Below are 22,389 nucleotides of genomic sequence, written 5' to 3' on the forward strand. Positions count from 1 at the left end.
ACCTGGGAGAGCGCATTCATGCGATGGCTCGTGTTGCCAGCCGCCATGTTGGCCGGCTTCCTTGCGTGCTCCGACTCGTCGGACGATCCACGCGCACCGGACACCCCACCCGCGCCGGACGGCAGCTCACCGCCGCCCGTGAATTGCGTGGGAACCACCCCTTACGACGCATGGACGTCGGATCCGAAATTATGCGTTTACGTCTTTGGCAGCGGGCTGGGGGAGCCTCGGCAAATGGCCTTTGCTCCAAATGGCGATCTGTTCGTCAGCAACGGGCGCATCACCGTATTGTGGGACGCCGACGGCAATGGCCGCAGCGACGCGGACGAGCGGGCCACCTTTGCCACCGCGCCCGGCCTCAATCACGGCCTCGCCTTCTCGCCGCAACACGATTACCTGTACGCCTCCAGTCCGGAGGCCGTCTACCGATGGCGCTACGCGAGCGGCAGCCATACGGCGAGCGGGCCGCCCGAGGTGGTGATCGCGAACATTCCGGGGGGTGGCTCGCACGTGAGCCGCACCCTCGTCTTCGATTCGCAAGGACGCCTTTATGTGAACGTGGGCTCGTTCGAGAACCTGGACACCAAGCCGTCCGTTCTGGAGACGCGCTCCCAAATCCGCCGGTTCGTGCTCCCCGCGTCCATCCCCACGGGGGGCATCGATTACGCGAACGGCGAGGTGGTGGCGCGCGGAATGCGCAACGAGGTCGGCCTCTTCGTGGACGCGAAGGATCGACTCTGGGGGGTGGAGAACGGGCGCGAGAACGTGAGCGACTCCAGCGGAAACAACATTCAAGAGGACAACCCGGCCGAGGAGATCAACCTCGTCGACGGCCGGGGCTCACGCTTTTACGGCTATCCCTATTGTTTCAGCGAGTTTCGGTTGCCGCACGGAAGACCCGGGACCGAGTGGGCCGATCCCACGGTCCCCGACGCCAAAAGCGACGGCTGGTGCCAAGATCCGGCCAATGTGCGCCCGCCGGTCTTTGCCATGCAAGCGCACTGGGCGCCGCTCGGCATCTTCCAATATACGGGCCGCTCCCTCCCCTTCTCCGGCGATTTTCTGATCGCGTCGCACGGCTCGTGGAACCGCGAGACGCCCACGGGGAAGCTCATCGCGCGCGCCCGATACCGCGATGACGCCATCGTGGCGGTGGAGCCCCTCATCGGCGCGAAAGATCCCAGCGGCGCGCTCGCCCAAGGCAAGGACGGCGCGCCCCGCCCCGTCGATATCCGACAAGGCCCGGATGGCGCCATTTACTACTCCGATGACGACGGCGGCCGGATCTTCAAAGTAGGGTATCGCGCGCCGGGGCGAGAACGCGACGCCTCCACGGACGGCGCGGCGGCCGGAGACGATTGCGCCCCCGGCGAAGACGGCCTTCCGTCGCATCTTCGTTGCACGGGGCTCTACGCGGACTTCGTGCGCAAGACGTTGGCGGCCGGTGTTCGCGCGTACGAGCCAGGCCTCCAGCTCTGGAGCGACGGCGCGGAGAAGCAGCGGTACCTTTATTTGCCGCCGGGGTCGCGCATCGACACCAGCAACTTGGACGAGTGGCAATTTCCCGTGGGAACGCGCGCGTGGAAAGAGTTTCGCATCGGCGGGGCGCGCGTGGAAACCCGCATTTACGCCAAGCGCGGCCCGCTCGAGTGGGCATGGGCTACGTACCGATGGACGCCCGACGAGTCCGACGCCGTGCGCCTCGACGAGGGCGCCACCAACGTCGCCGGGAGCTATGAAATTCCAAATCATGCATCCTGCAACAAATGCCACGGCGGACGGACGGACAAGCTCCTGGGGGTCGAGGCCATTGCGCTGGCGCTCCCCGCCGCAAAGGGCATCACCCTCGCCGACCTCGCGAACGTGATGACGTCCCCGCCGCCAAAGACGGCGGCCACCTTGCCCGAGGATCCGACGGGCAAAGCCGGCGCCGCGCTCGGCTACCTCCACATGAACTGCGGCACCGCGTGCCACAATCGCAACGCGCGCGCGGACGCGTTCCTCAGCGGGTTCTATACGCGACTGCCTGCCCGCGACGTGCTCGAGGGCGCGGCGGTGGGCGATCTCGACGCATGGAAGACGGGCGCGAACGCCATGCCGGCGGCCATCGCATACAAGCACCTCGCGGATCGGGGCTATCGGCGCATTCTCCCGCACGATGCGCAAAAGAGCCTGGTGGTCCATGTGATGAAGACCCGGGGCGCCGGGCAAATGCCTCCCCTTCTTTCGCACCAGGTGGACGCGACCGCCGTGGACCTGCTCACGGGTTGGATCGATGCCCTTTAGCCGCCGGAGACGATCATGATAGCCACACGATTCGCTGGAACGAAATGGGCGGCCGTGGCCGGGTCGATGGTGCTCGGCGCCACGATCGGCACCGCGAGCTGCAGCTCGGACGAGCAACTCCAACCCCCGCCCGAGGCCGATGCCAGCGCCGATTCGGGTCCCCTTTTGGACGCGACCCGGCCCCCGGACTCCGCGGCCCCTCGTCCCGACGCGGGCCCTCGATTGGGCAACGCGCGGGTCATTCTGGTCAATGCGACGGCCGACGATGCGCTGTCGTTGCGATTTTGCTTTGCGCTGGGGAAAACGGTTCAACCCACGCCGGCGCAGCCCGACCGCGCTGGCGGCGGGCAACCCTATCCAGGAATTCTCCCCGGCACGGGCGGATACCTCCCGGACAATCCGGATACCAACTTGGCGGCGTTCGAGCTCACCCTTTATGCCATTTCGGCGCGCGTCCTCGCGTCGGAGGCGGAGCAGGGCGATGCCTCCGCGGGGCCGCGAAAGAGCTGCCGCGAGCTCATTCCGAGCTTGAACGAAAATGTAGATTACTGGCGGCTGCCGCCCATTCCCAAGGGCACCTTCGCGCAGGGGACCACGTGGGTGGTGGCGGCGACCCATGGCGGAACGCGCGGCCCTCTGCAATTACGATACGCGCCGCTCGATCGCACGAGCCGCGACGGAAGCCCGCCCCGATTCCAATTCGTGCACCTGTCGCCCGAGGCGGAGGCGCTCGCCCCGAGCGGCGTGCACCCCGCGATCGTCACGGCGGCGACCGGCGATGCGGGCGCGCGAACGAGCGACCTCGGAGGTCCTCTTCGTTTTGGCCAAGCCACGGTGGACGCGCGCGCGGTGGACGTCGATCCCAAGACCGGCGCATTCGTCCTTCTCTCCGGCGGCACGGACGCGGGCGGAACCTCCATTGGCAATCAGCCGCCGCAGCCGATTCCCGTCGCGGAGGCTTATACGGTAGGGCCTGGCCAGCCGGAGTACATCGCGCCGGGGAAACCGTACGCCCTCGTTTACGTGGGCGATCCCGCGCGAAGCCTCGCGCCGGGCCGTCCGCCCGGCATCGCGGGGCACTTCCTCGTTTTTCCGAGCGCGCCATCCCCGTAGCGGACCCGCCCGCGCGTCTCCAGCCCTCGACCATACTCGTTGCATCCAAGGACGTTTGTGGCAACTTCGCCTTTGCATGGCAGGCAGACCGCGGGAGTTCGACCGAGACAAAGCGCTGAAGCAAGCACGCGACGCGTTCTGGAGGCGCGGGTACGAGGGGACGTCGATGGCGGATCTGGTGGAGGCCATGGGCATCGCTTCGGCGCGCATCTATGCGGCCTTCGGATCGAAGGAGGCGTTGTTTCGCGAAGCGGTCTTGCTCTACGAGGCCAAAGAAGGCGGCTTCGCCGATCGCGCCCTCGAGGAAGACTCCGTGCGGGACGCCATCGAATCCATGCTGCGGGCCGCCGTCGAAACGTACACGGCGCCCGGCAAGCCACACGGTTGCATGGTCGTGTTGTCGGCCACCAACACCTCGCGTGAAAACGACGCGGTCTCCGAGTGGCTCGCCGAGCATCGCCGCGCCCGCACCGCGGCCATCGTCGCGCGACTGCGCAAATCCGTGAAGGGTGGCGAGCTCCGGGCGGACGCGGACATTCAGGCGCTCGGAGATTGCTTCGCCACCCTGCTGCACGGATTGTCGATTCAAGCGCGGGATGGTGTGCCGAAGAAGCGCCTCCTCGCCATGATCCCCACGGCCCTTCAGCCGCTGGAAGCGCTCATCGTTCCCCCTTCAAAAAGGGCGTAACGTGGGTCGCGACATCGCCGGGGCACTCCTCCGGCGCGAAATGACCGCAGTCGCGAAGGATGGCGCCGCGAACGTCGGCGGCCAAAGGCTGCATGATCGCCAATTGAAGGTCGCGCTTCGAATGATCGCCCCCGAGGGCGAGCACCGGCATGGGGAGCTTGCGCTCGGCGCGTCTCTTGTTTTGCGCCATCGTCTCGGGAAAGGCTCGGTAGTACGCGAGCTGCGCGCTGAGGGCACCGGGGGCCGAATAGGTGTTGGCGTAGACGTCGAGGGCGATGGTGTTGGGTTTGTATCCCCAATGGTCGAACAGCCACCCCAAAAAGGCGCGCTCGCGTCCTTGAATGAGGGCCTCCGGTAGGTCGCGCTGCTGATTGAACATGAAATGCCAGAAGAAGAGGCTCTTGTCCTGCGGCATGAACACGTCTGCCGGGGCGAGGAGGCCGGGAATGCTCCCCTCGACGACGACCAGCCGCTCCACCGCCTCGGGGTGATCGCTCGCCAGCGCATACCCAATCCATACGCCAATGTCGTGGCCGACCACCATGTAACGCGAATGACCCAATTTCGTCATGAGATTGTGAAGCTCGCCCGCCACGCGCCCGGTGTCATAACCATCCGCCGGCCGGCTCGAGGCCCCCATGCCGCGCGGATCCACCGCGATGACGCGAAAACCCGACTTCGTCAGCGAGGGGATCACGTCCCGCCAGACATACGATGTTTGCATCCAGCCCGGTATGAGCAGCACGGGTGTGCCTTCTCCGCTCTCCACGTAATGCAGCTGCGTCGCCTCGATTTGCGCGTAGCGGTCGGCCGTGCCCGGCAACGACGGCGGCGCCGACGCACCGTGCGCGCAGCTGGTGAGCCCTAAGGCGGAGAGGAGCGCGGCGCTCGCGAGCGCGGCGATCCGGGTCCATAAGCCAAGTTCAATGCCTCGATGCCCATCGTTTCGATTCACGTCGTCTCCATTGTTTGTCGTTCGACAAAGAATATGGACCCGACTTCGCCCGCGGACAAGGAGCGATGCGTCGCGCGAAAGTTGCACGCGGGGCTTCCGATTGGGGCCGAGATCACCTACACGTGCCGCTTTGACGTTGGTGAACGTGGGCTTTCGGAAACTGAAGCGAGCTCGGGCAATTGGCGCGCTTTGCGCGGCGCTCGGGCTCGGCCTTGGCGCGCGGGTCGCCAAGGGGGCCGACCGGGATACGCGTCCCATCGTGGTGGTCGTCGAGGGGGATGCGAGCTCCTGGACGAACGAGCTTCGCCAAGCCATTGCCCGCGAGCTGCGCATGCACGTGATCGCGCCCGACGATCCAAAGGCCCCGTCGTCGCGTGGCACCTTGCTGGTCTCGCTCTCCACGGCCAACGCCGAGGTGCTCGTCCGCTATACGCCCGCGCAGGGAAGCGAGATCGCGCGGAGCATCCACGCGCCCGAGAATCACGCGCGCGCCGTCCGCGCGACCACGCTCCTCGTGGGGAACCTGGTGCGCAACGAAGCGCAGGAGATCCTCGATGCGGCGCGAAAGCCCTCGAGACCACGGGCGGACACGGCAAGCGGAAGCGCCTCGAGCGCCACGCCGATCCCCGAAACGGCCGATCCGGACAACGGTGGTCCGAACGCCCCAACGAGCAATCCACGTGAGCCGGCGCCCGGGGATGTGGGACCGGAACCATCCGATACGCCGGCCGATGCTTCGGGGCGCGTCATTCCAACGCTGCCGGTGTTGCAGCCGATGGCGCTCATCGAGCGTCCGTGCGTGAAGCGCCAAGCGAGCGCTCCGTATTTTCCGGTGGTCGGCGCGCTCGTGCATCCTTTGGCCACGAATTTTCGAGCGCCCCATATCAAAACCAACTTCGCCCTGAATTTGGTTTACGGGCGCGCGGGTCGGGTTCAGGGGCTCGACCTCGGCGTCGCGGGCAATGTCGGCTGCGACGTCGACGGGGTGCAGGGTCAATTCGTGGTGGCGCGGGCGGGCGGACGGGTGCGCGGCCTCCAGGTGAGCGGGGTGGTCTCGTGGACGGACGAGACCTTGACGGGCATCCAAGGTTCGCTCGCCTTCAACCGTGCGCGGCGCGTGGAGGGCGCCCAAGTCGCCTCGTTGAATGTGGCGCGCGAGGTGTCCGGCGGTCAGTTTGCGTTCGTGAACGTGGCCCGCGATGTCGTGGGAGGCCAGTTTGGCTTTATCAATTATGCCGGCGACGTGGAGGGCGTTCAGATCGGGCTGGTCAATGTCGCGCGGCGCGTTCGCGGGCTTCAGCTGGGGCTCGTCAACGTCTCGGAGAACGCGGACGTCGCCGTCGGGTTCATCTCGCTCACCAAGTCAAGTTACATACGCCCGGTCGTATGGCTCGGCAGCTCGACATACCGAAGCCTCAATGTCGGCATACGCTTCGACACGCGCTGGATGTACCAGCAGCTCGCCTTCGGCTATGTCGATGGGTCGAACTTCAACGATGCGTCGACCATTCAAACGTGGGGCTTTCACGCGCTCAAGCCCGACGACAATGGCTTCTTGTTCGATCTCGAGATCGGCACCCTGCAGCGCTTCGCCGCGCCGGAAGAGGAAGACAAGCTGCGGGCTTTCGGTCACATCGTGGGCGGCTGGAGGGTCTCGAAGCGCGCCGCGTTCTTTGGGGGGATGGGCATCGTCTTCGCGCAAAAGCCAAACGATTCGCTCGTCGCGCCCGACGTGATCGCGGGCGCGATCTTCTGACGAGCCCCATCTTCGGATGGCGCGATCGTCTGCTAGGGAATCGACCATCCATCGCGGATGAGGGAAAAGCGCTCGAGCCCGCGTGGCGCGAAAGGGAAGAAATGGCGCATGCCGCCGTAGGACGGTGGAGCATGCTCCGTAACACGCGCTCGCCATCGTCCCGACCGCCGCGGCTCCGTGACTGCAACGTCGCGCAGATCCGCTCTCCGTTCCTTCCGCTTCTCTTCGATTGGCTGCGAAACATGGGTGTGCGCGAGATTGTCGATCAGGTCCGCGACGAGTTGGGTCTTTCGGGATGCCAAGGGACCCTCGTACGAACCTCGACCGCTCCGCTCCCGGCCTACCGCGCGGCGAGCGAGCTCGTCTCGTGCCGGCTGCGGGACGCCTATGTGGGATTGCACCTCGTCGAAAATATTCCGCGCGGCAGCTATGGTCTGCTCGAGTTCACCGCGCAGTTCGCGCCGACCGTGGGCGAGGCGCTCGGCCGAATCGCCCGCTACATGCCGCTGGTCACCGACACCTGCCGGCTCGATCTCCGGAGATCGACGAGTGAGTTTGCCCTGGTGCATCGCGTGCCCGGTGAAGCCTTGTGTCTTGGCCGCCACGCCAACGAGTTCGTGCTCGGCACCTTGCTGCGCATCGCACGCGAGGGCACGCAAACGCGCATTCGGCCGGCGCGCATCGAGTTTGCCCACCCGGAGCCAAACGACATATCGGCCCTCGTGGACTTCTTCGGGACGAGAAATATCCATTTCGAAGCAGGCCACAATCAATTGGTCTTCGAGGACACCGTGTTCTCGACGCCCATCGTCTCGCGCGACGAGCGCCTCCTTCCATGGCTGGATCATTGTGCGAACACGCTCCTCCCCGGCGCCGTGCGCGACGAGCCCGTATTGGGTTTGCGCGATGAGATTCGCAAGTCGCTGGAGGAGCACGGGGTGCCGACGTTGTCGAGCGTCGCGCGCGGCATGCGCATCGGGTCGCGGACGTTGCAGCGGCGCCTGCAGGACGCGCACACGTCATTCCGCGACGAGCTGGACGAGGTGCGCCGTCACTTGGCCGAGTCGTATCTGCGGGATCCGGCGCGGAGCATCAAGGAAATCGCGTCGAGCCTGGGGTACTCCGGCCGGGGCGGGTTCGAACGCGCCTTTCGCAAATGGTACCGGGCCACGCCGCATGCGCTTCGAAGCGCGCTCGTAGCTTCGTCGATCTGACGTCGACGGCGGGGCCGGCGCGCGATGAGCGGGCGGCGGCCCACCTTGCCCGTCGTCGCGTGTGCGGTTCGCATCGATGATCGTCATCGACCGCATCGATTGGCCTTGGGCCGACACTGCCCGCATGTTGGCGTGCATGCGTGCATTCGGAATGTCCTTCTGGCTATTTTCTCTTTTGTGCCTTCATGCCTGCGCCGTGACCTACGCGAGCCCAGGGCGGGAGACGTTTCCGCGACTCGGGACGGCCGACGAGATCGAGAACTTCAAAGCAACGTCACGAAACTGGGGTCGCTGGGGCCCCCATGACGAGCGCGGGACGGTCAACTTGATCACGCCCGAGACGAGAAAACGTGCGGCCGGCCTCGTACGCAGCGGAATCACGGTTTCGCTGGCACACGCGCTCGAGACGGCTCCCGCGGCCGATGTTCCGTATCCGCTCGAGCATCAGATGCTATCCACGGGGCAATCTCCAGAGTCCGTCTTCAGCGCCGATAAAGTGGCCATTGCCTATCACGGGTGGTCCCACACCCACCTCGATGCGCTATGTCACATCTTCGACAAAGGTAAGTTGTACAATGGTTACGCGCAGGAGCTGGTGACCATGGCCGGGTGCACGGCGGCGTCGATTCAGTCCGTGCAGGATGGTATCTTCACGCGGGGCGTTTTCATCGACATGGCCTCGTTCCGAGGGGTCCCCTATTTGGAACCGGGGGCGCCGATCTCGGCCGACGATCTCGCGCTCTGGGAGCAGCGCACCGGGGTCCTCGTCGAACCCGGGGATGCTGTCGTCGTGCGAACGGGCCGTTGGAAGCGGCGCTCCGCCGTGGGCCCATGGGACGTGTCGATGCACTCGGCCGGTCTCGCCGCATCGAGCGCCGCCTGGTTCAAGGCGCGCGGCGTTTCGTTGGTGGCAACGGACGTGGGCGCGGACGTGATCCCTTCCGGCATCCCCGGTGTGGCGATGCCGGTGCATCAACTGCTCATCAACACGTTGGGTATCCATATCTTGGACGACGTCGATCCGGAGGCGCTGATGAAGAGGGCCGCGGACGAGCGTCGCGTGACATTTCTCTTCGAAGTGGCGCCGCTCGCGATCGCGGGCGGAACGGGCTCCCCTGTCAACCCGCTCGCGATATTCTGATTGGCTACTTTCGAGCGCGCCCAAGGATCGCGGCCGTGCGAACCATCTGGTCACGGAGCCAGCGATGCCCAGCGTTGGCATCGTTGGAGCCGTGCCAGGTCATCACCACGCGATTCTTCGCGAGCGCGATGGGAGGGGCGCAGCACGCCAGCGTGAACTGCCGTGCGGCAAGCTGCGCCGCGCTCCGCGGAAGAATCCCGATCATCGGCGCCCGTTCGACGATGTACGCGACGCCTAGGGCGCACGACGTATGAACGCCAACTCGCCGGCGACGTTTGAGCTCGACGAGCGCGTCATCGACCACGTCGGGCAGATCGAAACGAGGCGAGACCCGAACGTGTCGAGCGGCGAGAAACTGGCGCAGTGTCAGCGTACCGCGTGGACCTTCTGGCGACACGAGCTCCGGGTTGAATACGCAAAGGTAAGGCTCCGCACAGATTTGGCGCCGTTTGTGGTGCGGGGAGCTGGCAAGCGGAGGACCGATCACGATATCGAGCTCGCCGGTATCGAGCGCGCGAAAATTTTCCGTCGCGGTCAGAGGAGCGACCGCGAACGAGATCCTTGGAGCTTCGGTCGTGAGGTGCTCGATCAGCACAGGCAGCATCGCAATCTCGAGGCTCGCAGGCATCCCGAGTCGGAACCTGTGCTCTTCGCGTGCGGGGTCGAATCGTTGTTCGACGAAGAGGGCTCCCGCAACGCGTACCAGCATCTCTCGCACAGCCTGGGAGAGCGCGTGCGCCCGGGGAGTCGGCTCGATGCCTCCTGGGCGGCGCGTGAAGAGCTCATCGCCGAGGAGCCCGCGAAGACGGTTCAGAGCGTGGCTCATGGCCGCTTGCTTGATGCCGATCCGCGCAGCCGCCCGTGTGACGTGCCGCTCGGTCATCAGCGCGTCGAAGGACACGAGGAGGTTCAAATCGAGGGCGGAAAGCTTGGCGTGATCGACGGATGGCGCGGCCAATCGTGCCACTTCCCGTGCGACATCGTTCATGGGTTGACGGAATGCCACACTTTGCGCGTTATCTCCACCACGGGTCGAAGCCTCGCACCGTTCTCCTTGGTCGAAAGATTTCGTGCCCGGTCGAAGGAACACGGCGCGGCGGGCTGAACGCGGGGCCTGGAGCGCCGCTTCGCGAGCCGCCGCATCGATGCGGGCGCGAAGCCTCCGCTTTCTCCGCGACGGTGGCATTGGCGCTCGACGATGCGTCGCACGTCATGCGCGTGAAGGATCCGGATGGGGAGGCAGAACGTTCGACCAATCCGCCTCACTTTATCCAACGCAAATACCCATTATAACCTTGCAGATAGATGGCCGCCCGATGTCCAACCAAAGCATTGCCGGGCTAAGGGTTTTCATGAATTCCCCATACCGTATTCAGCCTGTCCGAACTGCGCTTCGGCCTGATTCCGGCCTGCGTACTGCCGTTCCTGATTCGCCGCATAGGCCTTTCCAAGGCTCATCATATGACCTTGATGACTCAACCCATCTCGGACAAACAGGCCCAGGCGTGGGGGCTGGTCGATGCCTGTGAAGCCGATAGCGACAATCTGCTGAGGAAGTACCTATTACATCTGGGGCGGCTATCCAAGCAAAGCATTGACCGCTACAAAACGCACATGAACAGCTTGAGTGATATCTTGACAGCGTCCAAGCCGCAGGCGCTCGCCACCAATCGCGCGGTGTTTTTCGATAGGGGCAATCTGCAAAAGATCGCGCGCTATGTGGAAACGGGGAAACTCCCCTGGGAATGATGGCGAAAGCCGACGATTGCACGGTGGGGCCGCCTCGCCGCGGGCCGAGCGCGCTACTGTCATGAACGCCGCAGCACTCGGATACGCCGCCGCGATGCGCTCCTCCTCGGTCGCGAGCTCCTCGCGAAGAGAAAGGAGGAGGCCCTCGCCAATTCTTCCCGCTTCATGGATCACGTTCGACCGATGCACGCCGAAACCTGGCGTGCAGGTGTGGGCGGGCTGATCGCGCCGGCGTGTACTCGCACGATACCGTCCACGGCTGGATCGGCCTCCTGCGGCACATCGGTGCGCGGGTCACCCGAGAGCTCGAGCTCGCAAGGGGTTGCTCTGGCCCGAGGCCGTCGTATCTTCGACCGCTCCGGCGGCATGGGCCGACACCCGATGTCCTTCGGGACCAGGGCGCGATCCTGATCCGTCGATCGCACACGCTCGTCGAGATCATCGACCGAACGAAACGAAGCGGCGCGCGCATCCACCTGCCCAACCGCATCCACCTGCTTACGAGGCGATGGACGTCCTTCGCTGGCACGTCCGAACCCCACGGGTCACCCGAGCAGCAAGCCTCCGAGCTCCTCTTCTTCCCCGCGGATCTTCCCCGCGAAAGACGGACGCCCGCGATCGGAAAGCTTCCCCGCGACGCCCTTCTTCGTCGTCAGCGAGACAATCGGCCTTCCCGTTGGGCTCACGCCCAAGGCGATGCGCCGGGTATTCTCGGGCGACTCCCGCTTGATCGAGATGCGCGGCATCATCTTGATCAAGATGAACAGCATCGTCCGCCAATCCCTTGGCGGATGGGGAGTCAGCGTGGGTTCACAACCCCCGCACGACCCGTCGATGCGCGAGAGCATCCACCGGATGATGCGCCCGTGACGACAAAGCCAAAAGGCCCTGGCACCACCACGACTGGGTGGTACGCAAGGGCCTCGAAGTGGTACTCATTTGGTACCGGGATTCACGAAACTTCGTAAATCCCAGTAGGCGCGATTGGGATTGAACCAACGACCCCTACCGTGTCAAGGTAGTGCTCTACCACTGAGCTACGCGCCTGTGCGAGAAGCCGTGGAATAGCGAGCTACCCTCGCGCTGTCAAGACGAGCACGGAGGAGAGCGTTGAAATCACGGTACGTCGATGCGGAAGCCAGCGTTTTTCAAGCAGATCTCGTGGCGAGGGGGGTGTCAGAAATCGTAGCGGCGCGGACCTTTACCGCCCGGCTGCTGGGTCAAGAGACCGCCCTGGTCCTGCATGGAGGGGGAAATACGTCGGCCAAGGGGGTCGAGAAGGACGTCTTTGGGGAGTCCCTGGAGGTGCTCTACATCAAGGGGTCCGGCAGCGACCTGGGATCCATCGAGCCGGCCGGACATCCCGCGGTGCAGCTCGCGCGCCTTCGCCGGCTGCGCGCCCTGCCCGGGCTCACCGATGAGCAGATGGTCAACGAGCTGCGCCTCGCCTTGCTCGATGCCCGCGCGCCCAACCCCAGCGTCGAGACGCTCTTGCACGCCTGGCTGCCCGCGCGGTTCGTCGATCATACCCATGCCGATGCGGTGCTGGCCATCGCCGACCAGCCCGACGCCGAGCGGATCTGTTCGCATGTTTATGGGCGGGGGCTCGTCTGGGTGCCCTATGTGATGCCCGGCTTCGAGCTCGCCAAACGGTGCAGCGATGCCTTCGATGCGCTCGCCAAGAAGGGCGAGACGCCCTCGGTCATCGTCCTCGAAAAGCACGGCATCTTCACCTTCGGCGAGACCGCCAAGGAGAGCTACGAGGCCATGATCGCCGCGGTGACCCGCGCCGAGCGCTACCTGACCGACTCGCGGCGCACCACCATCGCCACGATCTCCACCGCGCGGCGGGTGACCTCCGCCGATGCCGCCAGGCCGAAGATCATCCCCAAGCTGCGCGGCACGTTGGCCAGGCTCGCCAAGGAGCCCGTCGAGTCGGGGCCTGTCCTTGCGCTGCGCGCCTCCGAGCAGGTGCTCGCCTTTCTCGACCGGCCCGACGCCGAGGAGCTGGTCGCCACCGGGTGCGCCACCCCCGATCACGTCATTCGCACCAAGCCCACGGCGCTCTACCTCGCCAAGCCCAACTACGACGATCTGGATGCCTTGGGCGCGCGCCTGGAGCACGAAATTGTGCAGTATGCACACAATTACGACGGCTACTTCCGGTCGATGTGCGCGGCCAAAGAGGTGCAGCGCACCAAGCTCGATCCCTGGCCGCGCGTCATCCTCTTGCCCGGCATCGGCATCTGCACCGTGGGCCGCACCCGCAAAGATGCCGACGTGAGCGCGGACATCTACGAGCACACCGTGCAGGTCATGACCGACGCGGCCGACATCGGCCGCTACGAACCGGTGAGTCGCTCGGATCTGTTCGACATGGAGTACTGGAGCCTCGAGCAGGCGAAGCTCGGCGGCCCGAAGGCGCGCTCGGCCCTCTCCGGGAAGATTGCCCTCGTCACGGGCGCGGCGTCGGGCATCGGGCAGGCCACCGCGCTGCGCTTCTTGGAGCTGGGCGCGCACGTGGCCTTGCTGGATCGCGACGAGGAGCTGCTCGGGCAAGTGCACGCGTCGCTCGCCGCGCGGTTCGGCAAGAAGACGGTGTTCGCCGCGCCGTGCGACGTGACGCAGTGGGCGAGCGTGAGCGCGGCCACGAACGCGGTGGTGGAGTTCTTCGGCGGGATCGACGTCGTCGTTTCGAACGCGGGCACCGCGCCCGAAGGACGGCTCGACACGGGGAAAGGGGACGCGGCGCTGCGCAGCTCCCTCGAGGTGAACCTGCTCGCGCACAACCATGTGGCGCGCGCGGCCGCCGACGTGATGCTCGCGCAAGGGACGGGTGGGGCCCTCCTGTTCAACGCGAGCAAGGCGGCGTTCAATCCGGGCGCCGGGTTCGGTCCGTATGCGGTGGCCAAGTCGGCGCTGGTGGGCTTGATGCGGCAGTATGCGGTCGACTTGGGCAAGTACGGAGTTCGCTCGAACGCCGTGAACGCGGACCGCGTGCGCACGCGGCTGTTCGCGGGCGGGCTCGCCGAGTCGCGCGCCGCCACCCGCGGCATCTCGGTGGACGAGTACTTCCGCAGCAACCTGCTCGCGCGCGAGGTGGAGGGCCGCGACGTGGCCGATTCGTTCGCCTACTTGGCGGGCGCGCTGGCGACCACCGGGTGCATCGTCACCGTCGACGGCGGGAACTCCGCAGCTTTCCCGCGGTGACCACCAGGGCGATCATGCCCGCCAGCGCGGCCAGATCGTCCCAGGCGCGAGGTGCGCGGCCGCCGGCGGCGCACCCCGAGTCATCGAGGCTGCCGGAGCTTGCGTTGGTCCCCACGAAGCCCGAGGCTCCGTTGATGTCGCCCCCATCGAACCAGCTCGCGTCGAAGGGAGGCGTGGACGTCCACGACGGCGGCGTGTACTTGCCGTCGCGGGCGGCTTCCAGGGCGGCGCCCACGAGCAGATCGCGGAAGGCGTCGACGCGCGTGTAGACGGCGCCGATGCATCGATCGGCGTCGCGGTCGCTGCCGCCGCGCGAGAGGACGCCGAGGGTCAGCGGCACGCGCGCGTCGTAGCTGCGCTGATCGTAGGCGCTGGAGCCCGAGTCGCCCTGGCAGGTGCCATCGGCGGTGACGAACTCGCTCGCGCGCAGCTGATCGTCGCGGGGGCACCCCAGCTTTGCGTCGCCGGGGATGCACGCGATGGCGATGTTCTCGCGAATGCGCCGGGTGCCGGCGCCCATGCCCGCGGGCGACGTGGAGCCGTAGCCGATGGCGGCGATGGAGCGAGCGTAGTACGCGGAGTCGGTGAGCGGGCGGGCGATGGCCGGTGTCACCAGCGGCACGGTGTCGGGGACCGAGGCGTCGAGCTCGATGACGGCGATGTCGTTGCCGCAAAGCTTCGCGTCGGTGGGGACGAACAGCTTCTTGCCGCGGTAGAACGACGACGTCGCGGTGTTCTGCAGCCGCGCGTCCACCGTGATCCAGAGCGAGCCGGGATCGCGATCCTTGCCGAAGGTGTCGGTCGCGCAGCGAACCGCCTCGTGGGAGATCTCCGACACGCAATGGCGGGCAGTGAGGACCAGGTTGGGCGCGATCAGCGCGCCCGAGCACAAGACGGACGTCTGCCGATCGAGGATGCCGACGGCAAAGGCATCGTGCGTGTCGATGTCACCACCTTGGATGGCCTGCTCCGATTCGGCTGCAGGATCCATGTCCGTCGTGGGCGACGTATGACAGCCCGCGAGCAGTCCGACGACCAACGTCGCAACCAGGGCTCCATACACTCGCGTCCGCATTGCGCCTCCGGACGTTCGATGCCCACATGTCGGGTCACGTTCCGAGGCCAGCCGCTGCGCTACCCGCGACGCGCTACCCGATATGCGCTACCGCGACGCGCTACCCGATGCGCAACGCGCGGCCGAAGCTCTAACCGGGCCCAGACTTCTCCACAGCTTCTTCAGCCGCAGGTAGCCCGCTCTCGCTGTCCGCCGCGCTCGCACCATTTGCGCCTGCGCCCTCACGACGAAGCCGCTCTTCGCGCTCGGCGAGGAGCGAGCGCCACATGGCGCGATCGTCGGTGAGCGCGAGCATCATCCACACGGCCGCAGCCGCCGCCGCAAGCGCGCGCAACGGCGCATCGTAGGCGCCGCGACCGATCAGCGCGAGGGCGAGCGCGCTCGTGATGGCGACCACCTGCCCGCGCTGCAGCACGGCCACCAACGCGAAGAGGATCGAGGCCGACACGAGGAACGTCGCGATCGCGCTGAGGCCGTACGACGGCGGAGCACCCGCCGCCTCACCCAGCGACGTATGCAGCACCGCCTGCCACACGTCGGCCCCCGGCTGCGCCCCTCGCGCGGCACCCCACGTGATCAGAAACGCGGCCGCGACGGCCACGCTGGAGAGGATCTGCCCCAGCACCCGCGTTCGCGTGCCGAGCCACGCAGCCGCCACCAGCTGGCCCAAGCCTTCGAGCACCACGCCCCCCGTCGCCAGCCCTCGGCTCCACCCGTAGAGGCGCGCGTTCGCATGATCGCCCGCCATCACCGCGAGCTCCCACCCGATGAGGCGCGCAAACGCCGCCACGCCGAAGAACACCAGCACCGTGCCCACCGCGCGCGTGTGCGCCGCGCGGATCGCGTGGAGCCCCGAGGTGATGGCCAAACCGATGGCGGAGATGGCCATGATCATCGCCAGCGCCATGGGCAGCCGCCGCTGAAACGCGGGCAGCACCGTCGTGATCACGATGCCCACGCCGATGACGGTCGCGATGCGCGGGCCGGAGCCGATCTTGTGGCGGCGCACCAGCTCGAAGATCCCCGACAGCAACGTCGAGATCAAAAGGCACGACATGGCGTACGCGCTGATGGCGGCCGCGCGATCCCAAAAGACGACGACGTTCTCCGAAGCGTTGCCGCGCAACCCCGGCGCGATGATCCGCCCAAGCGCCGCGGCGGCGACGGCGCAGATGGCCGCTACGCGCAAAATCCAGGTGGCGCGCAGCATGGGGTTCGGCTGGGATGCGCTCGTTCGGTTCGCTCGGCTCGAGCCAATCGACGGAGACGCGGGACGCGCAGCCTCGCCCGCGATGGGGTTGTCTTCGGACAGGCGATCGGCGGGGGCAAGCACGGTGGCAGTCTAGCCTGAGCTCCTCGTTCTCGTCGGGCTTGTTGCGGGCAAAAGGGACCCTTGCCGGGTGTCGGGCGTATTGACCGGAGGCGGTCCCTCGTTCGGTCTCGGCCGCGGCGGCAACGGCGGCGGCGCAGGATCTTCGGGTGGGGTCGACGGCGGCGCGGTCAGCATGAAGGGGCGCGCGTTGATCGTCGAACAGGCGTAGTCGTCGCGGTGGAACTCCCAGTGCAGATACACGCGACCATCGGGCGACACGATGGCCGATGGCGCCGTCCCAAAGGGCGAGGCGCGCTGCACCGAATCGAGCGCCGCGATGTCGAAGGCAGTGATGCCGCTGGTCTTCACGATGCCCATATGGTGAAGCTGCCCATCGCGCGTGAGGACGATCTCCAGGCGCGTCATCAGCTTTTGATCGTTGAGCGGATGCGTCGCGGGAAGCCCATCGAGCGAGCCCAAAAAGCTGTCGGCGAAGATGGGGTGAATCCGATTGTGCATCGAGTTCAAGTACGTGGCGAAGGGCACCTTGGCGGTGTTCAGCGCCGTGGTGTTGCCCGGCTTGACCGACGACACATAGTTCTCGATCGCGCTGCGCCACCGCTCGAAGTTCGAGGCGATCCACGAGCCCCGGTGCTCGCTCTTGCGCCGCTCACCGTCGGCCAGCCGCTCTTTGCGCAGCTGATCTTGTCCGACGATGGCCACCACGCCTTGCTGGTTCAAGTTCAGGTTGATCTGCCCCGGCCCGGCCTTTCCACCGAGGCCCATGAGGTTGACCGAGGGCGCGTTGGCGCCGCGACCTTTGTTGCTCGGGTTCTGCTGCCCGGGGTTCATGGGCATGCCGCCCGTCACCCCCGGACGAATCGGATTGAACGACCAGGTCCCACCGGGCGCCGTCACTACGTCGGGGCTGGTGGTCGCGGCGCCGGGCGCAGCTTCTCCACCGCGCGAGTTCGCCGGCTGCTGACCGTCTCCACCCGCTTGCGGCGGCGTCTGCGCCGAAGGCCCCTTGGTCGCGACCGGACCCATGGGTTGATCCGGCGGCGGCTCGTGCTGCACTTGGAACTCGGTCCCCTTCTCGCCCGGCGCGCGGTTCTTCTCCCCCGCGTGCTCCTCGCTCTCCGCGATCTTCGTCTTGTCGCTGTCGCCCATGCGCGGATCGGCGCCGGCGTGATTGCCGCCGGGGGTGGGGTTCGGATCGTTCTGATCGTGCGAGGTCTGGGTGGCGACGCTCTCCTCCTCGACCTTGTTGGCCTCATCGGAGATGAACTTCGCGTTGGGGTTGTCCTCTTGGTCCGGCTTGGCGTGCTGGCGAACGGCGATGCGCTTCTCCTCGAGGAGCTTGGCGGGAGGAGTGACCTTGTTCTCCTCCTTCTTCACCTCGATCGCGAGCTTCTTCTCCTCGGGCTTGGGAGCATCGGGCTTGGCCGGCGTGGGGCTCTGGACGACGGGCTTCTCTTTATCCTTCTTCTTCGGATCCTCCGGCGGAGGCGGCGGCTGCTCTTGGGCCTCGGCCTCCTTCGGCTGCCCTTCCAGGACGACCTCGAAGGTGGACTCCGTGACCCGAACGCGATCGCGAACCTTGCTGGCGAGATCGGCCAACGCCACGCGGTCGTTGTGGATATTGGCAATTATCTTGCCGCCTTGCGCCGCATCCCAATGGAGGTGGACGGCGGCGGCGATCACCACCAACCAGACCAACCATGAGGTTCGGAGGTCGCGCGACATCATGAAAGACCTTAGAGACTAAAACCTCCTCGACGGAGATGCCAGGTTACGAGGTTGATTCACCGCGGTTTGCAAGCTTCTTTCGTAGGCCCCGTCCGCTAAAGGTCCGCCCGCAATGGAATCCGCCGCGCCAGCCGGGACGTTATGCTAGAACCCCGCGCGCATGCCGGCCTTCGAGATTCGCGGCGCCCTCGTCTCCGATGAAGACGAGCTCTTGGAGCTCGCGCATCATCTGAACACGGTCAACCTCCCGTACAGCCGCGAGGCCATCGCTCACCTGCTCGATCAGGCGCAAAAGAGCTTCACGGGTGAGATCAAAGACTCGAAGCGGCGCGAGTACGTCTTCGTCCTGATCGATCGCGACAAGAAGCGCATCGTCGGGACGTCGATGATCATCGCCCAGCTCGGGCGCCGCGAAGCACCGTACATCTACTTGGACGTGGTCGACGAGGAGCGCTACTCGGCCACCCTCGATCGACACTTCAAGCACACGGTGCTCTCGATCGGCTACTCGTACAACGGGCCCACGGAAATCGGCGGCCTGGTGCTGCTGCCCGAGTACCGCCGCTTCCCAGAGCGGCTCGGGCAGTTCATCTCGTACGTGCGCTTCTTGTTCATCAAGCTGCACCGCGAAGCCTTCCGCGACGAGCTCTTGGCCGAGCTTCTACCGCCGCTCGAGGCCGATGGAACCTCGCACCTCTGGGACGCGCTCGGCCGTCATTTTACCGGTCTGAGCTATGCCGAGGCCGATATTTTGTCGAAGCAGAACAAGGAGTTCATTCGCGGGCTCTTCCCCGAAGGGACCTTCTACGCCTCGCTCCTCCCCAAGGTGGCGCAAGACGTCATCGGCAAGGTGGGCGCGCAGACCCGCGGGGTCGAAAAGATGCTGCGCCGCATCGGTTTCCGCTACGCCGAGCGCGTCGATCCCTTCGACGGCGGCCCGCACTTCACCGCGCCCACCGACGAAGTCAGCTTGGTGGCGCGCGCAGAAAAAGCCACGGTGCGCGCCGTCGCCGCGGACGTGCCGCGCACGCGCAATCGCTCGATCGTGGCGCTCGAATCCGAGCGCGCGCCCTACTTCCACGCGGTGCTGGCGCACTGGGATCCGGAGACGGGCACCCTGGAGGCCGAAGCCGCCGAGCAGCTGGGCGCCGTGATCGGGAGCGAAATCGGCGTATTATCGCTGGATTGAGGAGCCGCGCCCGCTCATACAAGCCGAAGACGGCGTCGATCGAGGCCATCGAGGTCCACACCTCGGACGGCATCGCCTTGCGCGCCACCGTGCAAGAAGGCTTTGGCCCCGCCCGCGGGACGGCCATTTTGGCGCACGGCGAGTTTGGCTCGCGCCGCGCATTCGAGGCGCGCGCGGGGGGCTTCGCCAAGTACCTCACCCTGCGCGGGTGGCGCACGGTGGCCTTCGACTTTCGCGGCCACGGCGAAAGCGGCCCGGCCGACTTCACCTACGACGATCTGGTGCGCGGCGACCTGGCGACCGTCGCTTCGTGTGCGCGGGCGCGATGGTCGGGGCCGCTGGCGGTGGTGGGGCACGCGCTGGGCGGGCATGTTGCGCTAGCCGGGTGCGGAACGTCGGTGGTGGATGCCGATGCGGTGGCCTTGGTCGGATCCAATGTGTGGCTTCCACAGCTCGAGCCCTCGGACGTGCGATGGCGCGCCAAACGCGCCGCCATGGAGTTTTTTGCCACGGTGGTGCAGGCGCACGGCTACTTTCCGGCGCGGTCCATGGGCCTGGGGAGCGAGGACGAGCCGGCCTCCCTGATGAACGCCGCCGTGCGGGCCGCGCGCGAAGGAACATGGCGAAGCGAGGATGGCTCGCTCGACTACGAACGAGCGCTCGGCCAGGTGCGCGTGCCCGTGCTCGCCGTCGCCAGCGCGGCCGATGAGTTCCGCTGCGCACCCGAGTGCGCCGAGCGCATGCTCTCCCGCTGCGCAGGGCCGAGGGATTTCCGGGTCATCGCGCACGACGACGAGGGAGGCCGGGCGCCGCGCGATCTGATCGCCGGGCGCCGCGCGTCCAACGTGTGGGCAACGGTCGCCGACTGGCTCGAATCGATTTAGAGGGCCCCGAAGTCCGTGACCCGCCGACCTTGCTATCTATGAATTCTGTGTTTACAGAATGTACAGGTATGGAGCTGACCGCGCGCGAAGAGCGGATCGTCGTGGCACTCGCGGCCGCGGCCATCCCCGATGGTGAAATCCTCCCCGGGGGCGGCGAAGTCACCTTGTCGCGCCTCAAGCGTTGGCTCGAAGGGACGAGCGACGTGCACTGGCTCGGCATCAAGGCGCTGCTCTGGACAGCGGAGCTCGCCGCGGTCGCCGCCACCGCGCGCCCGCTCTCCAAGCTGCCGACGGAGACGGCGCGCCGGTTTCTCGAGTGCTGGCAACACTCCCAGCTCCGTCCGCGCCGCGCGCTCTTGCGCGCCATCCTCACGCCGCTCAAGGCCGCCCACTACGACGATCCGGACATGTTCGCGCGGGTCGGCAGCGGCTATGGCAAGGTGGAAGCCGTCAAGCGCGACAAGCGCGATGGCCTCGCCGCACGACCGGCGCGCCGCCTCAGTTTGGTGAGCGTCGACGAGCCGGTTCGCTGGATGCAAAAGGTGCGGGACGGCCGCAACCTGCGCGAGGATCTCACGCTCGAGTGCGAGGTCGTGGTGATCGGCACGGGCGCGGGCGGCGCCGCGTGCGCGTACGAGCTAGCGTCGCGCGGCAGGGCGGTGCTCTTGCTCGAAGAAGGCGACTACCACCGCCGCTCGTCCTTCACGGCGCGCGCCGCCGAAATGTCGCGCAAGCTCTATCGCGATCAGGGGCTGACCCTGGCCGTGGGCAATGTCGGGACGCCCGTATGGGCGGGGCGCGCCGTCGGAGGGAGCACGGTCATCAACTCCGGCACCTGCTACCGCGCGCCGCCGCGCATCTTCCAGCGATGGGAGGAGGAGCTGGGGCTCACCGAGATCGCGCGCGACCAGCTCGGGCCGTACTACGAGCGGGTCGAGCGCATGCTGGAGGTCACGCCGGCGAAGCGCGAGCTCACGGGCGGCATCGGGCGGGTCATCGCGCGGGGCGCGGGCGCGCTCGGCTACACGCACCATCCGATCCACCGCAACGCGCCCGACTGCGACGGCCAAGGCGTTTGCGTGTTTGGCTGCCCCACCGGCGCCAAGCGCTCCACCGACGTCAGCTACGTGCCGCAGTCGCTCCTCCGCGGCGCGGAGCTCATCACCGCGGCCGAGGCCACGGGGGTTCACGTGGAGGGCGGGCGCGCGCGCGGTGTTCGGGCGCGCCTCGCCTCGGGGCGCGAGCTCGACGTGCGCGCGGAGGCGATCGTCCTCGCGGGTGGCGCGCTGATGACCCCCGTATTTTTGGAGCGCGCGCGGCTCCTGTCGAACAGCCCCGCGCTGGGCAAAAACCTATCGATCCATCCGGCCACGCGGGTCATCGCCTTGTTCGACGAGTCGATCGACATGGCCAACGCCATCCCGCAGGGCTACATGGTCGACGAGTTCATGGACGAGGGCATCATGTTCGAGGGCGGCTCGACCCCGCTCGACGTCACGGCCATCGGCATCCCGTGGGTGGGCTCGTCCTTCAGCGGCTTGATGGATCGCTACCGCAACGTCGCACAATTCGGTCTCATGATCGAAGACAGCTCGCGCGGCGCCGTACGCGCCGCCCCGGGCCACACCGCGCGACCGCTCATCACCTACAACATGAACGCGCACGACTGCGCGAAGATGGGCCGCGCCATCGGCATCCTCTGCGAAATCTTCCTCGCCGCCGGCGCCCGCCGCGTGCTCCCCATGCTCCCCGGCCTCGAAGAGGTGCACACGGCATCCGACCTGAAATACTTCGAGACCCACACCTTCCGCGCGAGCGACTTCGACGTCACGGCATACCACCCCTTGGGAACCTGCCGCATCGGCACCGATCCGCACACCAGCGTGCTCGGTCCCGACCACGAATCCCACGAGCTCGAACGCCTCTACATCGCCGATGGCTCCTCCGTCCCCTCGGCGTTGGGCGTCAATCCGCAAATGACGATCATGGCCATGGCACACCGGGTGGCGGAGATCATCGACGCGAGGATTTAGATATTTGCCCGAGGCTCGGTTAGCGTCGGCGGATC

Annotated in this window: 17 protein-coding genes and 1 tRNA gene; 12 read left to right on the forward strand and 6 right to left on the reverse strand. The window is 66.6% G+C overall.

Annotation, left to right across the window (positions count from 1 at the left end; translation table 11 throughout):
* Positions 1-18 precede the first annotated feature (18 nt).
* The 3 genes from LZC94_37880 (at position 19) to LZC94_37890 (ending at position 4,087) form a co-directional block, all read left to right on the forward strand.
* The gene (locus LZC94_37880) at positions 19-2,286 is read left to right on the forward strand and encodes a PQQ-dependent sugar dehydrogenase (protein ID WXB13595.1); all 2,268 of its coding nucleotides are present in this window, start codon (positions 19-21) and stop codon (positions 2,284-2,286) included.
* Between the two features lie 15 nt (positions 2,287-2,301).
* Positions 2,302-3,399 (forward strand): hypothetical protein, encoded by a 1,098-nt coding sequence (locus LZC94_37885; GenBank protein ID WXB13596.1) that lies wholly within the window; start codon positions 2,302-2,304, stop codon positions 3,397-3,399.
* Positions 3,400-3,475: 76 nt separating this feature from the next.
* Complete coding sequence (locus tag LZC94_37890; protein WXB13597.1) at positions 3,476-4,087, forward strand: TetR/AcrR family transcriptional regulator; 612 nt, start codon at positions 3,476-3,478, stop codon at positions 4,085-4,087.
* Here the strand turns inward: LZC94_37890 and LZC94_37895 are convergent.
* The gene (locus LZC94_37895; GenBank protein WXB13598.1) at positions 4,059-5,042 is read right to left on the reverse strand and encodes an alpha/beta hydrolase; all 984 of its coding nucleotides are present in this window, start codon (positions 5,040-5,042) and stop codon (positions 4,059-4,061) included. The genes LZC94_37890 and LZC94_37895 overlap by 29 nt on opposite strands.
* Before the next feature lie 130 nt (positions 5,043-5,172).
* On the opposite strand from LZC94_37895, the gene LZC94_37900 reads away from it, so the two are divergent.
* From LZC94_37900 to LZC94_37920, 5 genes are all read left to right on the forward strand, one after another.
* On the forward strand, positions 5,173-6,798 hold the full coding sequence (locus LZC94_37900; GenBank protein WXB13599.1) for a hypothetical protein: 1,626 nt from the start codon (positions 5,173-5,175) through the stop codon (positions 6,796-6,798).
* 131 nt (positions 6,799-6,929) lie between these two features.
* Positions 6,930-8,012 (forward strand): AraC family transcriptional regulator, encoded by a 1,083-nt coding sequence (locus tag LZC94_37905; protein ID WXB13600.1) that lies wholly within the window; start codon positions 6,930-6,932, stop codon positions 8,010-8,012.
* A gap of 76 nt (positions 8,013-8,088) precedes the next feature.
* Positions 8,089-9,153, forward strand: coding sequence for a cyclase family protein (locus LZC94_37910; GenBank protein ID WXB13601.1), 1,065 nt, complete (start codon positions 8,089-8,091; stop codon positions 9,151-9,153).
* Between the two features lie 250 nt (positions 9,154-9,403).
* The gene (locus tag LZC94_37915) at positions 9,404-10,258 is read left to right on the forward strand and encodes a hypothetical protein (GenBank protein WXB13602.1); all 855 of its coding nucleotides are present in this window, start codon (positions 9,404-9,406) and stop codon (positions 10,256-10,258) included.
* 323 nt (positions 10,259-10,581) lie between these two features.
* On the forward strand, positions 10,582-10,902 hold the full coding sequence (locus tag LZC94_37920; GenBank protein ID WXB20300.1) for an enoyl-CoA hydratase-related protein: 321 nt from the start codon (positions 10,582-10,584) through the stop codon (positions 10,900-10,902).
* 545 nt (positions 10,903-11,447) lie between these two features.
* On the opposite strand, the gene LZC94_37925 is transcribed toward LZC94_37920, so the two are convergent.
* Together LZC94_37925 and LZC94_37930 are read right to left on the reverse strand one after the other, a co-directional pair.
* Positions 11,448-11,672 carry a hypothetical protein gene (locus LZC94_37925; protein WXB13603.1) on the reverse strand — a complete coding sequence of 75 codons (225 nt, stop codon included), beginning with the start codon at positions 11,670-11,672 and terminating at the stop codon, positions 11,448-11,450.
* A gap of 205 nt (positions 11,673-11,877) precedes the next feature.
* Positions 11,878-11,949: transfer RNA gene (locus LZC94_37930), tRNA-Val, on the reverse strand.
* Between the two features lie 126 nt (positions 11,950-12,075).
* Between LZC94_37930 and LZC94_37935 the strand changes: the two genes are divergently transcribed.
* Complete coding sequence (locus LZC94_37935; GenBank protein WXB13604.1) at positions 12,076-14,112, forward strand: bifunctional aldolase/short-chain dehydrogenase; 2,037 nt, start codon at positions 12,076-12,078, stop codon at positions 14,110-14,112.
* Here the strand turns inward: LZC94_37935 and LZC94_37940 are convergent.
* The 3 genes from LZC94_37940 to LZC94_37950 form a co-directional block, all read right to left on the reverse strand.
* Positions 14,072-15,187 carry a trypsin-like serine protease gene (locus tag LZC94_37940; GenBank protein WXB13605.1) on the reverse strand — a complete coding sequence of 372 codons (1,116 nt, stop codon included), beginning with the start codon at positions 15,185-15,187 and terminating at the stop codon, positions 14,072-14,074. The two genes, LZC94_37935 and LZC94_37940, sit on opposite strands and share 41 nt — an antisense overlap.
* A 130-nt stretch (positions 15,188-15,317) precedes the next feature.
* The gene (locus LZC94_37945) at positions 15,318-16,520 is read right to left on the reverse strand and encodes a hypothetical protein (protein WXB13606.1); all 1,203 of its coding nucleotides are present in this window, start codon (positions 16,518-16,520) and stop codon (positions 15,318-15,320) included.
* A 9-nt stretch (positions 16,521-16,529) separates the two neighbouring features.
* On the reverse strand, positions 16,530-18,248 hold the full coding sequence (locus tag LZC94_37950; GenBank protein ID WXB13607.1) for a TonB C-terminal domain-containing protein: 1,719 nt from the start codon (positions 18,246-18,248) through the stop codon (positions 16,530-16,532).
* A 160-nt stretch (positions 18,249-18,408) separates the two neighbouring features.
* Between LZC94_37950 and LZC94_37955 the strand changes: the two genes are divergently transcribed.
* The 3 genes from LZC94_37955 to LZC94_37965 all read left to right on the forward strand — a co-directional run bounded on the left by LZC94_37955 (position 18,409) and on the right by LZC94_37965 (position 22,354).
* On the forward strand, positions 18,409-19,437 hold the full coding sequence (locus tag LZC94_37955; protein WXB13608.1) for an arginine N-succinyltransferase: 1,029 nt from the start codon (positions 18,409-18,411) through the stop codon (positions 19,435-19,437).
* Positions 19,434-20,321 (forward strand): lysophospholipase, encoded by an 888-nt coding sequence (locus LZC94_37960; protein WXB13609.1) that lies wholly within the window; start codon positions 19,434-19,436, stop codon positions 20,319-20,321. Before LZC94_37955 ends, LZC94_37960 begins: the two co-directional genes overlap by 4 nt.
* A gap of 101 nt (positions 20,322-20,422) precedes the next feature.
* Complete coding sequence (locus tag LZC94_37965) at positions 20,423-22,354, forward strand: GMC family oxidoreductase (GenBank protein WXB13610.1); 1,932 nt, start codon at positions 20,423-20,425, stop codon at positions 22,352-22,354.
* Positions 22,355-22,389: the final 35 nt, after the last annotated feature.

The organism is Sorangiineae bacterium MSr11954 (genome assembly GCA_037157815.1).
Classification (GTDB): Bacteria; Myxococcota_A; Polyangia; order Polyangiales; family Polyangiaceae; genus Pendulispora; species Pendulispora albinea.